Consider the following 17,247-nt stretch of genomic DNA (forward strand, 5'->3'; position numbering starts at 1 on the left):
GTAATCAAACCGGCAAAAAAAACCCGCCACTAGGAGCCTAGGGGCGGGCTGATTCCAAACTGCATGGCTACGCTTACTTAGCCTTCTCATTCTTTTCGTCACTTGACACCACTGAGGCATTTTTTCCTTGTTTCGCCACATACTTCTCCATTGCCAGATCTTTTGCCGCCATCATCTTCTCGAATGTTCTGTCTCCACCGCCTTCCGCCATAGCGAATGAAGAAAGGGCCAAAGCGCCCGCAACAGCAAAGATTTTAGTAAGTTTCATTCTGACACCTCATATAGATAACGCTATTAGGGTATCAATGCGAACCTATCATCACGGTGGCGCTCAGATTACATATTCGTAATCGTTCCTGGTATAAAAAACCCGCTGATGAACAACCGCAGCGGGCTCAAAACCAAAAGAACTATTGGGTTGTTATTCTCCCTTCTGCGGGTTCATCTTCATCGTGGCGGTGCACCCATTGATAGAGCGCAGGCAGTATTAACAGCGTTAATGCAGTCGAGGACAGGATGCCCCCAATCACAACGGTGGCCAGTGGTCGTTGAACCTCTGCCCCGGTGCCAGTGGCCAGAGCCATAGGTATAAAGCCGAGGGAAGCCACCAAAGCTGTCATCAATACCGGACGAAGCCGCGTGAGGGCTCCTTCATTGATAGCAGAATTTAACGAATACCCCCGCTCTCGAAGATTGCGAATGAACGCTATCATCACCAAACCGTTCAGCACCGCAACCCCCGACAAAGCAATGAAACCAACACCCGCCGAGATCGATAGCGGGATGTCACGTAGCCACAAAGCCATGACCCCTCCAGTCAACGCGAATGGAATACCGGTGAATACCAGGAGGCCGTCCTTGAGATTGTTGAACATCATGAAAAGCAGGGCAAATACAAGGAGCAGGGCCACCGGGACAACGATTTGGAGACGTTTCGCAGCCGACTGGAGTTGCTCAAATTGCCCACCCCAGTTAGTCCAATAACCAGCCGGCACCTGTACCTCTCGATCAATAGCGCTGCTGGCCTCTTGAACAAAAGAGCCTATATCCCGACCTCGCACGTTAGCGCTTACGATTACCAGACGCTTACCATTTTCGCGACTGACCTGGTTCGGCCCAAGCACCAGATCGAGAGTTGCCACTTCTGAGAGGGCAATAAAACCAATCTGTTCTGCATTGCCATTGACCAGCGCCGGTACTGGAATCAGCAACGTAGACAACCCTTCAATGTCCTTGCGCATGGCATCGGATAAACGCACAACCATATCGAAACGACGGTCTCCTTCATACATCGTACCCGCTTGGCGACCACCAACCGCTACCGCTATGGTGTCCTGTACATCACCAACATTCAGGCCATAACGCGCGGCCTTGTCACGGTCGATGTTAATGGTAAGTACTGGTAGCCCTGTGGTCTGCTCGACTTTGACCTCTGAAGCTCCTTCGACCTTCTGCATAGAGGCAGCGATTTTCGCAGCTGTGCTGTTAAGCACTACCATGTCATCACCGAAGACCTTAACGGCTACGTCACTGCGCACGCCTGATATCAGCTCGTTGAAACGCAATTGAATTGGCTGCGAAAGCTCATAGTTGCTGCCGGGCATCGCGGCCGTAGCCTTTTGAATATCCGCGACTAACTCATCCCGGGATTTGTTCGGGTCAGGCCATTGATCCTTAGGCTTAAGCATCACATAGCTGTCAGAGATATTCGGCGGCATTGGATCGGAGGCAATCTCTGCGGTACCGGTACGAGCAAAAACTCGCTCGACTTCAGGCACTTTTGCCAGCACTAGCTTTTCCAAACGCTGCTGCATTTCTACCGATTGCGTCAGACTGGTGCCCGGCACGCGTAGTGCTTGCAGGGCAAAATCCCCTTCGCTGAGGCTCGGTACAAACTCACTTCCCATTCGACTGGCGACAACCCCGCACACTGCAATGAGGCCTAGTGCCATGGCAAAGGCTACTGATCGGTGGTTCATGACCCAATCCAGCGCAGGTGCATACATCCGACGCGCGCCACGCATGATCACGTTCTCTTGTTCCTTGACCTTGCCAGTTACGAACATGGCAATCGCCGCAGGAACAAAGGTAACGGACAGCAGCATGGCGCCCAGCAGGGCAATTACGACTGTAAACGCCATGGGGTGGAACATTTTCCCTTCAACACCGGTCAGGGCAAAAATCGGGAGATACACGACCATGATGATCAACTGACCGAAAATCAATGGGCGGCGCGCTTCCTTTGCCGCTGCAAACACTTCATGCATCCGTTCGGAACGTGTGAGGATACGTCCATGGTGCTGTTGTGCATGAGCCAAGCGCCGGATCGCGTTTTCGACAATCACCACCGCTCCGTCAACAATGATGCCGAAGTCCAACGCGCCGAGACTCATCAGGTTGGCGCTGACTTTGTTGGTGAACATACCGGTGAATGTGAACAGCATGGCCAAAGGAATAACCATGGCAGTGATCAATGCGGCGCGAATGTTGCCCAAGAACAGGAACAGAATTGCGATGACCAGGATCGCACCTTCAATCAGGTTCTTTTTGACCGTGGCAATCGCCTTGTCCACGAGATTGGTACGGTCGTATACCGTGACCGCCACCACCCCCTCAGGTAGTGACCGATTGACTTGCTCCAGTTTGGCGGCAACGGCCTGAGAGACGGTTCGGCTATTTTCACCGATCAACATGAACACAGTGCCAAGCACGACTTCACGACCGTTTTCGGTAGCGGCCCCCGTGCGCAGCTCACGGCCGATATCAACTGTTGCCACATTCTTGATGCGGATCGGCGTGCCATCGACGTTGGCCATCACGATGTTGGCAATGTCGTCGGTGGTTGCCACCTGCCCGGGAGCACGAATCAGGAGTTGTTCACCACTGCGTTCAATGTATCCGGCACCGACGTTGGCATTATTCCGTTCCAGCGCCGTCACAAGATCAGTCAGAGTCAGCTTGTACGCCGCCAAGCGTTTTGGATCGGGAGCAATTTGATATTCTTTGGCGAAACCACCAATGGTGTTGATTTCGGCGACGCCGGGAACGTTGCGCAACTGAGGTTTGATAATCCAATCCTGGATCACCCTCAAGTCGGTCGGGGTGTAAGGGCTGCCGTCCTCTTTAACGGCGCCTTCTTTTGCCTCGACTGTCCAGAGGAAAATCTCACCCAGGCCGGTAGAGATCGGCCCCATGACCGCTTCCACGCCCTCGGGTAATTGCTCCTTGGCCACCTGCAGTCGCTCATTGACCAATTGCCGGGCGAAAAACAGGTCGGTGCCTTCCTTGAATATCACGGTGACTTGCGACAGACCTGAGCGTGAGAGCGAACGCGTTTGCTCAAGAGCTGGCAAGCCGGCCATGGCGGTTTCGATGGGGAAGGTGATTCGCTGTTCTGTCTCCAGTGGCGAGAAACCTGCGGCACCCGTGTTGATCTGCACCTGGACGTTTGTAATGTCGGGTACTGCGTCGATCGGAAGTTTCTGATAGCTGGCGATGCCGAGGCCAGCCATGAGAAGAACCGCGAGCAGCACGATGATGCGTTGCTCGATTGCAAATTGGATCAGGCGTTCGAACATAAGAACCTTCTCGTGGAAATGGCGGATCAGTGGGAGTGTTCAGCCGAGGCTTTACCCAGCTCTGATTTCAGAATGAAGCTGCCGGCAGCAGCGACTTGAACACCGGGCTCCAGGCCCTCTGTGATCTCAACCAGACCCGCCGCACGACTGCCTATTTCCACCGGCTGCGCCTTAAATCCGTCATCAGTTCGAACGAAAACTGTCGGTTTATCCTCGACCGTCTGGATCGCCACTTCTGGCACCGCGACTTTCGTCTGCCGGGTATCGGTATCTACCAGCACGGTAACGAACAGTCCGGGACGCCAGGCGCCTTTCGGATTGGGTAGGGTCACGCGGACCGTGGCGGTACGGGTCTGCTCGCCCAACAAACTTCCTACGTAGGCCACGGTGCCGGTGACTTCGGCACTTAACTCTGGGGCATTGACGGTGACGGACTTGCCCACCAGCACCTTGTTCAAATCCTTGGGGGAGACGCCAAAAGTTACCCACACACGCGACAAGTCCGAGAGAGTGAAGGCATTGGTGGTTTCACTGACAACCTCACCAAGGCCCAAGTGTTTCTCAACCACGACGCCATCGAACGGCGCACGCAGCTCATACCGGTTGCCGCCGCTGGCTACCGAGCTGCCACTGAGTACGCTGATTTTTTGACGGGCATTGCTGAGGGCGATTTCAGCTTCTTGCAGAGCCTGACGGGCTTGAAGGAAATCTTGTTCGGCAGAGATTTTGTCTTGCCATAACTGTCGCTCACGCTCGTAGGTGGTACGCGCCAACTCCAGACGACGTTGCGCTGCGGCTTGCTCACTACGCTGATCAGAAATTTGCTGGCTGGCGATCACGGCTAGTAGCTGGCCTTTTTTCACCGGCTGGCCAAGATTGACATGTACCGACTCGACGACGCCAGGCACTCGGGGCACGACATGGGAAGTCCGGTCGTCATCGAACCGGACTTCTCCTGGGAAGGGCAATGACAGGCTGATGCTGTGTGCCTTTGCTTCGGCCAACTGGATGCCAGCCGCGCTAATCTGCTCCTCGCTAAGTGTCAGGTGACCTTCCTCCTCTTCGCCCTCGGCATGTTCGCCTACAGCTGTTGACCCACCGGCATCCTTGTTGCCGTCGTCATCGTGGCCATGCTCCTCATGAGGCTGAGCTTCGGCGGACGGTGCAGACGTTTTACCAACCCAGAATGAGCCGATTCCCATGCCCACCGTCAGGGTCAGCGCGATCACAAAGATTTGTTTTTTATCCATGGAAACTCCCTACGCAGCTCAATCGGGCAGTCACGGATTAGCGTGACAATGCAGTGCTGAGCAGCGGTACAAAAGCGTTATATGAAATTCACTGGGAACGAGTTAATTGAGTGACATCACCGAAAACTCGCTCAATGCGCACCCAGGCGTCTGTTGCCTCTGCAATGGCCTGGATGTATTGGTTACGTGCGCTGATCAACGTGCGCTGTGCATCGAGCACATCCAGGAAGTTGAACTTGCCCATTTCGAAACCTCGGGTCGCGGTGTCGACGGCATTTTGGGCGGCAGGCAGGATGGTTTGATTGAAAGAGGTAACTTCGGTGTTCGCCGTCATCCACTGATCCAGAGCGATCTGAATTTCTGTACGCAGGCGTAACTCGCTTGAATTGCGAAGGTCGCGGGCCTGATCGGCTCGGCGGGCTGCTGCCAGTACATTGCCTTGATTACGATTGAACAACGGAATGGGCATCGACAGCCCCACAACGTTCACACGCTCGCGTTCTCGTTCATCGTATTGACTGCCCACACTTACGGTGAGATCTGGAACACGCTGAGACTTCTCCAGATCAAGAGAAGCTTCACGCTGATCAATTTGTAGTTTTGCCAATCGTAATTCGGCAGTTTCACCGATGCGGTTGAGCAGCAGTGACGGTTCCGGAACGTTGGGCATTGGCCGGTCTGACTCACCGACGGATTTAAACGAAGGCAACGGTGCGCCCATTACGCGCGCAAGCTGCTGATAGGCATTTGCTTCGTCGCGCTCAGCACGCCGCAGTTCTAGGCGCACTTCAGATAACTGTACCTCTGCTCGTGTACCTTCGATGGGGGATGATTTACCACTATTAATCCGTCCTTGAGCAACACGAACACCGCGCTCGGCAAGCACAAGGGATTGACGCGATAAGAGCAATCTCTGCTGGGCCGTCGAGGCGCTAGAAAAGGCCTGGATGACTTCTGCACGTAGAATATTGCGTTTACGCTCCAATTCAATACTAGCCGCGTCTTGGGCTCGACTGGCAACGTCTATCCTAGCTCCGCGCTTGCCGCCAAGCTCAATCGGTTGGTTGATCATTACCGTCGTAGTGCGCGAGCTCCGTCGGGTATCTTCAGCTTCCCAAGAAAGCTCGGGGTTGGGAATCAAACCCGCTTGTTTTCGATCTCCTTGGCTGATACCAATTTCCCATTGTGCTGCCGCCAAATCGGGATTGTTAGCAAAGGCCGATTCCAGTGCCTGATCCATGGTCAGCGTCTGAGAAGACGAAACTGCGGCAAAACTGGTGTCTGCCATTAAGAACATACAACTCAAGCCTACAACTAGTAAGGACTTTTGTATGTTCAAGGGTGCAGTTAACTTTCTATGCGGACGCAATTTCATAGTTCCTTCAACGCCTATTCTCTATACGTAAATGTAAAGTTTTGCACTTATCAGCAAGGTGACTGAAAAATTACAAATACGTTATCCAACGATGCAGCTATTTTTTTTGCACTAGCATAGGAGGAATGAAAGATTCGAACGTGGGGGCAGCAATATGCCGAAACAAATACCAACCTGGTATCTGCCGAACAGCACTTGTCGATTTTGGTTAACCATGTGTGGCGCTTGCCCAGTGTTCGATTCAACGGTCAAAGTGCGACACGTTGTCGCAAGGAGTCGCTGTGATGGCTCAAGACCGGGGGTTTAAGCTTGACCCTGTAGCGGCTACAGGCTTTAAGATCATTATTTAATATCTAATGCCGGATATCGGTAAGCGCAAAAAATTAAATGGTTTCGAATTATATAATTCTTCTCAGAAAATAAAACAATAACACTTCTGACCCAACTGACTTCCTATTGAAGAGGGCGAAATATCATGCGAATCCTTGTAATTGAGGACGAGCCTAAAACTGCCGAATACTTGCATCAAGGGCTGACAGAAAGTGGCTATATAGTCGACCGTGCGGTAACCGGAGCAGATGGACTTCATCTTGCACGTCAACATGTCTATGATTTGGTGATACTCGACGTTAATCTTCCAGAACTTGATGGCTGGGGTGTTCTTGAACATCTGCGCCAAAGCAGCAATACCAGGGTGATGATGTTGACGGCCCGGGGACGGCTTGCGGACAAAATTCGCGGGCTCGATCTGGGTGCTGATGACTATCTGGTTAAACCGTTTGAGTTCCCAGAGCTGCTTGCCCGAGTACGAACCCTTATGCGTCGAAGTGAACACATTCCTGTACCGCAGGTACTCAAAGTAGCCGATCTGGAGCTCGATCAAGGGCGCCACCGTGCCTTTCGTGGCGCGCAGCGTATAGATTTGACGACCAAGGAGTTCGCGCTTCTGCATCTACTGATGCGTCAGACTGGAGAGGTACTCTCACGAACCCAAATCATCTCCTTAGTGTGGGATATGAATTTTGACTGCGACACCAACGTTGTAGAGGTTTCAATCCGTAGATTGAGGGCCAAAATTGACGATCCCTTTGATAACAAATTGATCCACACCCTTCGCGGGGTTGGTTATGTATTGGAGGCACGCGAATGAAGCCGGCGAGCCTGTCAATGCGACTAGGTTTGACGGTGAGTATCTTGGGGGCCTTGGTAGTGGTGTTTCTGGCTATATTGGCCTTTTTCGCGCTTACGCATGAGCTGGATAAATTGGCGAAACATAGTCTGGAAAAGAAAATGGAGCAGGTGGAACACAGCCTCTCATTTTACGAGGATATGGCGGAGGTGAACTCGAAACCGCACTCCTTGCTGGATCAAGTCATGGGGCACGACAATCTAAATTTGTCCATTTATGACCTGACAAACCTCAGGACGCCAGTACTAAAATTCGGAACTGGTTTATCGGATCCACGAATCGAATTGAAAGCTGCTAATGCCGCCATCGACAATCTCTCATATTCTTCAAATTCCGATAGTGAGGGTCGACACTTCCTCACCGCATACAAACTCATCCGATTGAAGAATGGTAAAAATGTCGCCGTTTTGCTGTCCATGGATAGTGCGAACGATGAAGCATTGCTCAGCGCGTATCTTCGATCGACGATCATTGCTCTACCGCTTTTACTGATACTCATTGGAATTAGCGCTTGGGCTGTGGTGCAACGAGGGCTCTCTCCCCTCAGAGAATTTCGAAAGGTCGCCGCCATGATCTCGGCCCAAGATCTCAGTCATCGTCTTTCAGTGGTCAAAATGCCTCAGGAACTGAGTGAACTGGCCCATGGTATCAATTTCATGCTCCACCGACTCGACAGTGGTATTCAGCAGCTGTCGCAGTTTTCCGATGACTTGGCCCACGAATTACGTTCCCCAATCACCAATTTGATGGGGAAGGCACAAGTGACACTATCTCGGGAGCGACCTGCAGAAGAGTACAAAGCGGTGTTGGAGTCTTGCACCGAAGAGTTGGGCCGAGTCACCCGGATCGTCTCGGATATGCTCTTCCTCGCTCAAGTCAGTCATCCAGCGGCGCTCGTCCCGTTCGAGACAATTACGTTAGAAGATGAAGCATTGAAGGTCGTCGATCTGTTTTCGCTGTCGGCGGAAGAAAAGCGCATCAGCCTAAGCGTCGCCGGAAACGGCAAGACCATTGGCGACAGGCTGATGATTCAGCGAGCAATATCGAATCTGCTGTCGAACGCTATACGCCACTGCCCGGCCGGCCAATCTATTTCAATTGTTATCGAAAGCCATGCCGAACGAGTCTCGCTACTTGTAGGCAATCCAGGCGCAGGAATCGAACCTCAGCATCTGACGCACTTGTTCGACCGTTTTTATAGAGTCGACACCAGTCGCTCCCGTGCGGAAGGTGGGACTGGTCTTGGCTTGGCGATTGTCAGATCGATCATGAGTCTTCATCAGGGAACAGCGGAGGTTCAGAGCATGCCTGGTAGCATTACTGTTTTCAGGCTGAACTTTCCAAACCTCGAGGGACAAACTTCCTGGCAGCAGGCAAGACGGGTTCAGGGGTGAGTTTCAATATCAAGCTTGCATAATCCGCACTCAAATCCCCCCATACCTCTAGAAATACTCTGGTGGTGTAGGGGGCTTCCCCTTACGTGCCCTACCATTGACATGGGCTGTTCGCGACGTATCTTACTAGTGCTGCATACCTTCGCTTTCTTCGAGCCCTTCATGAAATCGCGAATCCTCTAATTGAAGCGTCGTATGGCTAATATGGAACGCTTCGCTCATAAGGTGCGTTACTTCAGCTAATATTTCCTGCTCGGTGCGGGAGAAACGTTGGACGACAAGGTGTGCACTCATGACATTCTTGCCGCTGGTCAAAGCCCAGATATGCAAATCATGAATATCTTCAACGCCTTCAACCGCCCTTATTCTTAGCTCCACTTCAGCGATATCGATGCCCTCTGGAACCCCTTGCAACAGGATATTCATGCTTTCTTTAAGCAAGATCCAAGTTCTGGGAAGGACCCATAACCCAATAGCTGCGGCAACGATCGCGTCAACCCAAATCCATCCGGTAAAGCGAATGATCAATGCGGCTCCTATCACGCCTATGGAGCCTAGCATGTCACTCCAAACCTCCAGATAAGCACCTTTGACGTTAAGACTTTCGTCACTGGCAGACATCAGCAAGCGCATTGAGACAAGGTTCACAACTAGCCCAATCACTGCCACGATCAGCATGCCTATCGATTCTATTTCTGTCGGAGTTTTAAACCGCTGGTAGGCCTCGTATAGGATGTACACCGCCACCATGAACAACAGAATCGCGTTGAAAGCAGCTGCGAGAATCTCAAATCGTGCATATCCGAATGTCCTTTTTTTATCCGCAGCGCGCTTGGCGATCTGAATAGCGACCAATGAAATAGCTAATGCAGTGGAATCGGTCAGCATATGAGCTGCGTCCGATAACAACGCCAAGCTGCCGGTAATGAAAGCCCCAATGACCTCTGAAATCATAAAACTCGTCGTTAACGCTAGAGCGATCCACAGTTTTTTCTCATGTCCTGCACGTGCTTGACCGTGACTATGACCAGCGCTCATATGTCTCTCCATGGGTGTAAGCGGATGCGACAACGACTCAGACCGCGCATGAGGATCAATCTTCATTCAGAAGAGTTTCCAGCTCTTGAGAAAGAGGCATCACCTGAAAAGAACTGACCCGGGCACGACCAGCATTCCCCGAAGGCACTCATACTTTAGAAAATAGCAGTGCAGCGATAACTCGTGTTATTTGTCCCAGGATCTCCCGAGGATCATGTGTCTTGACGCCCACGTACAGCATCAAGACGTGTGACTTTGCACGTAGCAAAGTGCGGCGTTGTGAGAGGATGTGGGTACGTTCAAGCCAATAGTAAGCGCGCCCATAATCTCGGGACAGAATCGCCACCCGAGCTTCGTCGAAGCCCTCAAGAATTGCCCTATGCAAAATCTCTTTCAGCTTGGGCTCCAACTATTTTCAGGGTAACCATCTGCGTCACGATCAATTCTGTCATGACAGCCTGGGCAGAGGAGCATCAGGTTGGCAGTATCGTTTGTGTGCGCCTCAGCATCATGATCCGCACGTCCCCGAGGCCCCTTGGGACTGGCGGGTAGGATATGCGCCACTTCGCCCCATTTCATTGGCTTGCCGGCACGATAGTCGAACGTTAGATCTGCGCCGCACAGTTCACAATGACCAGCGGTCTGTGTCCATACGATCCGCTTCGTCTCATCATTCGTATTAAAGCGCCCACTCGCAGGCTTTGCGTCTTCTTGTTCTGCCATTCCGACCTACCCCCCGAGAAACATCCATGATCGAAAACGATGACGGCAAGATAAGATCATATTAAGGTCATTTGCCTCAATTTCAAGAGAGATATCAGGGTGACGAATGCTAAGTCGGCTTTGAGCAGGGTGCTTTTTTTGGCTCATCGAAACGCAGTGATGGAAGCGGGCGTTTTTCTAGCAAGTGCTGGTGGGGAATGGCACTGACCACAGCGTATGTATCGAAATTAGCGAGTTTATGCAAAATACATAAACTCGCTAATTTCGATACATACCGCGCGTAGAACTGATGACAACGAGATGTGCAACTCAAACGAGGCTGCAAGCGCAGCCCCTTTTGCACATTTTTTCCGCGTTAGTGCCTGCCAGGCTCAGCGGATAGGCGTCGACGGCGCATGAGGTGATAGGCCGCCGGAATGACGAACAGCGACAGCAACGGCGCCGTGACCATACCGCCAATCATCGGGGCGGCAATGCGGCTCATCACCTCGCTGCCGGCACCACCTCCTAAAAGTATTGGTAACAAACCAGCGATAACCACCGCAACGGTCATGGCCTTGGGGCGAACGCGCTGCACAGCGCCTTCACGAATCGCGGCCATCAACCCGCGTTCTGTGTTGTCACCGAGCTCTTGACGCTCGGCCCAGGCATTTTTCAGGTAGAGCAGCATGATCACGCCAAATTCGGCAGAAACTCCAGCCAGGGCGATAAAGCCGACCCCGGTGGCAACCGACAGGTTGAATCCCAACAGATAGAGAAACCATGCTCCGCCCGTGAGAGCGAATGGCAGCGTGGCCATAATCAGCAAAGCCTCATCAAAGCGTGCAAATGTCAGGTAAAGCAGGACGAAGATGATCAGCAGCGTGGCGGGGACCACCAGTTTTAGTCGTGCATTTGCCCTCTCAAGAAACTCGAACTGACCTGAGTAGCTCAGGCTCATGCCGGGCTGCAACTTGACCTGCTCGCTGACGAGCCGACGTAGATCGGCGACTACCGATGCAATGTCCCGGCCACGCACGTCGATGTACACCCAGCCTGAAGGCCGTGCGTTTTCACTTTTGAGCATCGGCGGCCCGTCGTTGACCTTGATCTTCGCCACTGTGCCAAGGGTGATCTGGCTGCCTAGCGGGGTGTAGATTGGCAACTGCTCCAAAGCGCTAAGCGAATCCCGCCACTCCCGAGGGTAACGGACGTTGATTGGGAAGCGTGCAAGCCCTTCAATGGTTTCACCGACATTTTCCCCGCCGATAGCGCCGGCCACGATCGACTGCACATCGGCGATATTCAGTCCGTATCGGGCGGCGGCTTGTCGGTCGATATCCACGTCGATGTAACGTCCACCGGTTAATCGCTCGGCCAGAGCCGAACTGACACCGGCTACGCCCTTGGCCACTCGCTCGACCGCCTGAGTCGCCGAATCGATTTCCGTCAGGTTGGTGCCGGCAATCTTTACACCAATAGGACTTTTGATCCCCGTAGCCAGCATGTCTATTCGGTTGCGAATCGGTGGTATCCAGATATTCGTCAGCCCAGGAACTCGCACCACTCGGTCCAGCTCCTCCACCAGTTTTTCCGGAGTCATGCCTGGTCGCCATTGCTCCTGTGGCTTGAACTGGATGGTGGTTTCGAACATCTCCAGCGGCGCCGGGTCGGTGGCAGTTTCGGCACGTCCCGCTTTACCGAAGACATGTTCGACCTCTGGCACGGTCTTGATCAGGCGGTCGGTCTGTTGCAGCAGTTGCGCCGCTTTCTGTGCGGACAATCCGGGCAGCGCCGAAGGCATATAGAGCAGGTCGCCCTCATTCAAAGGCGGAAGAAACTCGCCCCCCAAGCGCGACATTGGCCATAGCGCACTAAAAAACACCAACGCCGCCACAAGCAGCGTGATCCTCGGTCGCCGCAGCACTGCATCCAGAGCCGGCTGGTAGATCCGGATGAGCCAGCGGCTCAGCGGGTTGTTTTTTTCATTAGGAATCCGTCCCCGAATCCAGTAGCCCATCAAAACCGGCACCAAGGTCACTGACAATCCCGCTGCTGCAGCCATGGCGTAGGTCTTGGTGAAAGCCAGCGGGCCGAACAGCCGACCCTCTTGCGCTTGCAGGGTGAACACCGGAATGAACGAAAGAGTGATGATCAACAAACAGAAGAATAGGGCTGGTCCAACTTCAGTCGCCGCTTCGGTCATTACCTGCCAATGACGTTCACCATTCAGTTCCTCACCTGGATTGGCCACGTGCCATGCCTCAACTTTCTTGTGTGCGTTTTCGATCATCACCACAGCAGCATCGACCATGGCGCCGATGGCGATGGCTATCCCACCCAGGGACATGATGTTGGCGTTGAGCCCTTGGTAGCGCATGACAATAAAGGCCATCAGTACACCGACCGGCAGGGAAATAATAGCCACCAGAGAGGAGCGCAGGTGCCAAAGAAAGATCCCGCAAACCAATGCGACAACGATGAACTCTTCGATGAGCTTGTGGCTGAGGTTTTCAACAGCGCGGTCAATCAGTTTCCCACGGTCGTAGGTGGTGACAATTTCCACTCCGGCCGGAAGGCTGCTTTTCAACTCGTCGAGTTTGGTCTTGACCGCCGCAATGGTCTCGCGAGCATTCTTACCGCTGCGCAAAATCACCACGCCGCCAACCGTCTCGCCTTCGCCGTCGAGTTCGGTGATGCCACGGCGCATCTCCGGCCCCAACTGGATCGTGGCGACATCGCCCAAGTTCACCGGCACACCGCCCGATCCCAGCTTGAGGGGGATCGCCCGAAAATCATTGAGCGTCTTCAGGTAGCCGGATGCACGCACGATGAACTCGGTCTCTGCCATCTCCAGCACCGCGCCACCCGTTTCCTGATTGGCCTTGCCGATCGCTTCGGTCACCTCGGCCTGCGTAATACCAAGACTGGCCAGTTTGAGCGGATCAAGCTGCACTTGGTACTGCTTGACCATGCCGCCCACAGTGGCCACTTCCGCCACATTGGGCAGGGTCTTGAGTTCAAACTTGAGGAACCAGTCCTGAAGTGCGCGTAGCTGCGCCAGATCATGCCCGCCAGTGCGATCCACCAGCGCGTACTGGAAGATCCATCCTACGCCTGTCGCATCTGGCCCCAACGCTGGCTTGGCGCTGGCCGGCAAGCGGCTTTGTACTTGGCTCAAGTACTCCAACACCCGCGAGCGAGCCCAGTACAAGTCAGTGCCGTCTTCGAACAGCACATAGACAAAGCTGTCACCGAAAAAGGAATAACCACGCACCGTCTTGGCACCTGGTACTGAGAGCATGGTGGTGGCCAACGGATAGGTGACCTGGTTCTCGACAATCTGGGGTGCTTGTCCAGGATACGGGGTGCGGATGATCACCTGCACATCGGACAAGTCTGGTAGCGCATCAATGGGCGTGCTCTGCACCGACCAAATGCCCCACGCCGTGATAAACAGCGTCGCCAGTAGCACCAGGAATCGGTTGGTTACGGACCAACGAATCAGGGCTGCAATCATGGCTGGCCCCCTGATTTGTCCAGACGCTCAACACGCAAGCCGTCGTCGGTCTGATTCACACCTATCCGGACCTTGTCGCCCGTTTTAAGACCCTGCATCAGAGCGGGATTGGCGAGCGGGAACGTCATCGTCATGCCAGGCATGCCCAGCGTCTTAAAAGGGCCGTGAGCGAGAGTGACTTCTTTATCGTTGATCTCAACGATTTGCCCATCCGCTTCATGCAAACCGGCGGCGGCTGCACTGGTGGGTGAAGGTTCCTCTGATTTGGCAACGATGCCTTTAAGACTGGCCTCTGAGTCGAGCAGGAACTGGCCAGAGCTAACCACTTTTTGGCCCTCTTCCAAGCCTTTCAATATCGCCGTCTTGCCATCGCTTTCCTGCCCAAGTTGCACCTCCACGGGACGATAGCGACCGGCGTCTTCAGCGAGCATCACCAGAGCACGTCGACCGGTGCGAATGACCGCCTCGCTCGGCACCCACAGCACACTTTGCTCCGTCGCGCGATTAAGGCTCACGCGTGCGGTCATGCCCGGCCTGAGACGGCCTTGCGGATTAGGCAATTCGACGCGCACGCGAAGGGTGCGACTATCGGGATTGGTTTCTGGAAGAATCGCGCTTACCACGCCGTTGAGCACGACGCCTGGGAACGCGGCCAAACGCGCCTCAGCCACTTGGCCCAGCTGGATCGACCCGGATTCAGTCTCCGGGACCGCCAGAGCCAGCCAGACGTTACTCAACCCATTCACGCGTGCCAGCGTTTGGCCGGCAGCCACTGTCATACCTTCGCGCACATCGAGTTCTTGCAACACCCCACTGATAGGGCTGGTGAGGGTCAGGTTCGGTTGGACTTTGCCACTGCGCTCTACTTGAGTAATCGATGCCGCCGGCATCCCGGTAAGCCGCAAACGCTGGCGAGCCGCTGCCAGCAAGCCCGCATCGCCGCTACGCTTGAGTGCGAGAAACTCCTCCTGAGCCGCAGCCCACTCCGGGACAAGAATATCCGCCAAGGCGGCGTTGGCTTTGATCACATCGCCAGGAGCATGGGCATACACGCGCTCGACGAAACCCGCCGTACGGGCCTGGATGACGGCGACGTCACGCTCGTTGAAGGTCAATACACCGACAACGTCCAGACTCGAAGCAAACACACCTCGATTGACCGTAGCCAGTCGCACACCAAGATTCTGGGTCAGGCTTGGATCAATGCGAACAGTGGCGCTGTCCCCCTTGCTATCCGCGTACTGAGGGACCATCTCCATGTCCATGAAGGGCGACTTACCCGGCTTATCGAATTTCTGTTGTGGGTACATGGGGTCGTACCAATACAGAACCTTGCGATCGACTGATGGCTCCGGCTTCGGCTCCGATGCTGCATCCGGTACTGCGCTCACCCTCGGTTGGGCCAACCAGTAACCACCGGCAACGCCCAAGGCAATTGAGATGCTGACAACAAAAACCCCTTTCCATGTTCGAGAGATCATTGAGCGGACTCCCCATAGGCGAAATACAGGCGAGCGCTGGTGAGAGCACGCTGCTCTTCAACATCAATCTGCTTGAGACGGGCTTCGATAAGCTCGCGCCGAGCGGCCACGACGGAGTTCAGATCGCCTTTGCCGGCGCGATAGCTGGCCATAGTGAGCTCGACCTTTTCTTTAGCCAAAGGGAGCAGGCTGGTCTTGGCTCGATGAACGGCGCGGTTCAGGCGCTCATAGTCCGCTAACTCATCCTCCAATTGCTGGGTGTGCTCGCGTGAAAGGACTTCACGCTCAGCCTCAAGCTGATTGAGTTCCGCATGCTTGGCTGCGATTTTTGGGTTTTGTCGCGAGTCAGGAAACAGTGGTAGATCCCATGAAAACTGCACGCTGACCATGTCGCCGAACTCTCGGCCGCGATGCTGATAGTCGACTTCCCAGCTCCAATCAGACCGCTTTTCCGCTTCGGCCTCGCGGACCCTGGCCTGCGCTTCGCGGGTCATTGGGGCAAACGCAGCCAATTCTGGGTGATGTTGAACCTTATGAGAGTAACCAGAGGCTTCTACAGGCCATTCAGGCAAGCTGCCCACGGGTTTATCGTTTGCGGCTGGTCCAATCCAGCGCTTCAAAGCTGATCGGGCTTGCGATCGCTGGCGAATCAGATCGTCCTGCTGCTCTTCCAGTTGTGCCGCCTCCTGTTTGGGCGTGACGGCATCAGCAGGTTGAGCGCGGCCACCGGCAATCTGCGCGCGGACGGTATCGGCCAGCAGGCGGTTTTCCCTATAGAAGTCCTGGAACAGCGCGTCTTTACGCTCAACGGAATAGCTGCTGATCCAGGCCAGCGCCGTGGCCTGACGAACCTTTAGACGTTCGACCTGACGCTCAGCGGCAGCGCGCTCAATGGCTGCATCAGCAACCTCAATTCGGGCTTTTCGTTTGGCGCTGTTGGGCATTTCCTGACTGACACCGACCATTTGCATGGTCATGAAGTCCTGATCGATGCTCCAGCGATCCGGCCCCCCAATGGGATAGTTCTGTATACCTACCAGCAACTTGGGATCGGGTAGTTCCCCGGCTGGGATGGCTGCGCTAGTGGCGGCACGAATTTTTGCATCTTGTGCAGTCAGCGACGGCGCATTGGTTTCAGCCAGTTGCAAAGCATCATCGAGTGTCAACGCAGCAGCGAAACTCGGCGTGGCCAATACGCTTGCCGCCAAGATGGCCACGAGGGGCCGCCCTGTGCAATAGCACTTGGATTTCATGTTCACGATTCCTGTGATGATCCACTGCGTGCTTCATGAGAGATGCACGCAGATATCCCATACCGCCTGACGCGGAATGAGGCTCAGTGTGGTACAGGAATCAAATGCGGGGAGGTCGCCATACCCCTGATGGGGTTTGCACAGGATGGGAATCTATGGAGATGGACGCTGCGAGGGGGCTCGACAGGGTCACCGGAGGCTTGATGATGGAGACTTGCAGCATGCCGCCGGTCTTGCACTCCTGGCCCGGCTTACAGGGTTTACCGTGCTCGGTTGGGCTTTTCATGTCATGGCAGCAGTCTTGGCCCATGCCGTCCATCATCGCCATGCCCATGGTTTGCATGGGGCACGGCTCTGTCGGCGCCTGAACACCCGCCATCCCGCTGAAGGGAAGCGCCAGGCTAATCAGGAAAATCAGGCAAAGCCGTAGATAGCGTGTCATGGGCTGAAGTGTAGCCAGTAGAAAT

The 17,247-nt window shown here is 54.3% G+C and carries 12 protein-coding genes and 1 pseudogene; 2 read left to right on the top strand and 11 right to left on the bottom strand.

Features of this window, described 5'->3' with window-relative positions:
• Positions 1 to 73 precede the first annotated feature (73 nt).
• The 4 genes from ACQZ2L_RS02800 to ACQZ2L_RS02815 all read right to left on the bottom strand — a co-directional run bounded on the left by ACQZ2L_RS02800 (position 74) and on the right by ACQZ2L_RS02815 (position 6,125).
• Positions 74 to 268, bottom strand: coding sequence for a co-regulatory protein PtrA N-terminal domain-containing protein (locus ACQZ2L_RS02800; protein ID WP_024014896.1), 195 nt, complete (start codon positions 266 to 268; stop codon positions 74 to 76).
• Between the two features lie 142 nt (positions 269 to 410).
• Entirely contained in the window at positions 411 to 3,578 is a 3,168-nt protein-coding gene (locus ACQZ2L_RS02805; protein WP_024014897.1) for a CusA/CzcA family heavy metal efflux RND transporter, read from the bottom strand.
• 26 nt (positions 3,579 to 3,604) lie between these two features.
• Positions 3,605 to 4,828, bottom strand: coding sequence for an efflux RND transporter periplasmic adaptor subunit (locus ACQZ2L_RS02810; protein ID WP_024014898.1), 1,224 nt, complete (start codon positions 4,826 to 4,828; stop codon positions 3,605 to 3,607).
• Between the two features lie 88 nt (positions 4,829 to 4,916).
• Entirely contained in the window at positions 4,917 to 6,125 is a 1,209-nt protein-coding gene (locus ACQZ2L_RS02815) for a TolC family protein (RefSeq protein WP_024014899.1), read from the bottom strand.
• 553 nt (positions 6,126 to 6,678) lie between these two features.
• Here ACQZ2L_RS02815 and ACQZ2L_RS02820 point away from each other — a divergent pair.
• Both ACQZ2L_RS02820 and ACQZ2L_RS02825 read left to right on the top strand, forming a co-directional pair.
• Positions 6,679 to 7,353: a heavy metal response regulator transcription factor gene (locus ACQZ2L_RS02820; RefSeq protein ID WP_039593197.1), complete on the top strand. Its 675-nt coding sequence runs from the start codon at positions 6,679 to 6,681 to the stop codon at positions 7,351 to 7,353.
• Positions 7,350 to 8,786 carry a heavy metal sensor histidine kinase gene (locus tag ACQZ2L_RS02825; RefSeq protein WP_430324632.1) on the top strand — a complete coding sequence of 479 codons (1,437 nt, stop codon included), beginning with the start codon at positions 7,350 to 7,352 and terminating at the stop codon, positions 8,784 to 8,786. The genes ACQZ2L_RS02820 and ACQZ2L_RS02825 overlap by 4 nt, the downstream gene beginning before the upstream one ends.
• 126 nt (positions 8,787 to 8,912) lie before the next feature.
• Here the strand turns inward: ACQZ2L_RS02825 and ACQZ2L_RS02830 are convergent, their stop codons facing one another.
• The 7 genes and pseudogenes from ACQZ2L_RS02830 to ACQZ2L_RS02860 form a co-directional block, all read right to left on the bottom strand.
• A complete protein-coding gene (locus tag ACQZ2L_RS02830) occupies positions 8,913 to 9,824 on the bottom strand; it encodes a cation diffusion facilitator family transporter (RefSeq protein WP_024014903.1) in 912 nt (303 codons plus the stop codon).
• 55 nt (positions 9,825 to 9,879) lie between these two features.
• A pseudogene (locus ACQZ2L_RS02835) lies at positions 9,880 to 10,233 on the bottom strand (DUF3703 domain-containing protein).
• Positions 10,218 to 10,547, bottom strand: a complete 330-nt coding sequence (locus tag ACQZ2L_RS02840; RefSeq protein ID WP_073470827.1) for an HNH endonuclease signature motif containing protein — start codon at positions 10,545 to 10,547, stop codon at positions 10,218 to 10,220. The pseudogene ACQZ2L_RS02835 and the gene ACQZ2L_RS02840 overlap by 16 nt, the downstream one beginning before the upstream one ends.
• A gap of 355 nt (positions 10,548 to 10,902) precedes the next feature.
• The gene (locus ACQZ2L_RS02845) at positions 10,903 to 14,046 is read right to left on the bottom strand and encodes an efflux RND transporter permease subunit (RefSeq protein ID WP_024014904.1); all 3,144 of its coding nucleotides are present in this window, start codon (positions 14,044 to 14,046) and stop codon (positions 10,903 to 10,905) included.
• Positions 14,043 to 15,527, bottom strand: a complete 1,485-nt coding sequence (locus tag ACQZ2L_RS02850; protein ID WP_243241220.1) for an efflux RND transporter periplasmic adaptor subunit — start codon at positions 15,525 to 15,527, stop codon at positions 14,043 to 14,045. Before ACQZ2L_RS02850 ends, ACQZ2L_RS02845 begins: the two co-directional genes overlap by 4 nt.
• Positions 15,524 to 16,780, bottom strand: a complete 1,257-nt coding sequence (locus tag ACQZ2L_RS02855; protein ID WP_243241218.1) for a TolC family protein — start codon at positions 16,778 to 16,780, stop codon at positions 15,524 to 15,526. The genes ACQZ2L_RS02850 and ACQZ2L_RS02855 overlap by 4 nt, the downstream gene beginning before the upstream one ends.
• A 100-nt stretch (positions 16,781 to 16,880) precedes the next feature.
• A complete protein-coding gene (locus ACQZ2L_RS02860) occupies positions 16,881 to 17,222 on the bottom strand; it encodes a hypothetical protein (RefSeq protein ID WP_080377434.1) in 342 nt (113 codons plus the stop codon).
• Between the last annotated feature and the right edge of the window lie 25 nt (positions 17,223 to 17,247).

This window comes from Pseudomonas shirazensis, assembly GCF_050496565.1.
GTDB classification, from domain to species: domain Bacteria; phylum Pseudomonadota; class Gammaproteobacteria; order Pseudomonadales; family Pseudomonadaceae; genus Aquipseudomonas; species Aquipseudomonas shirazensis_A.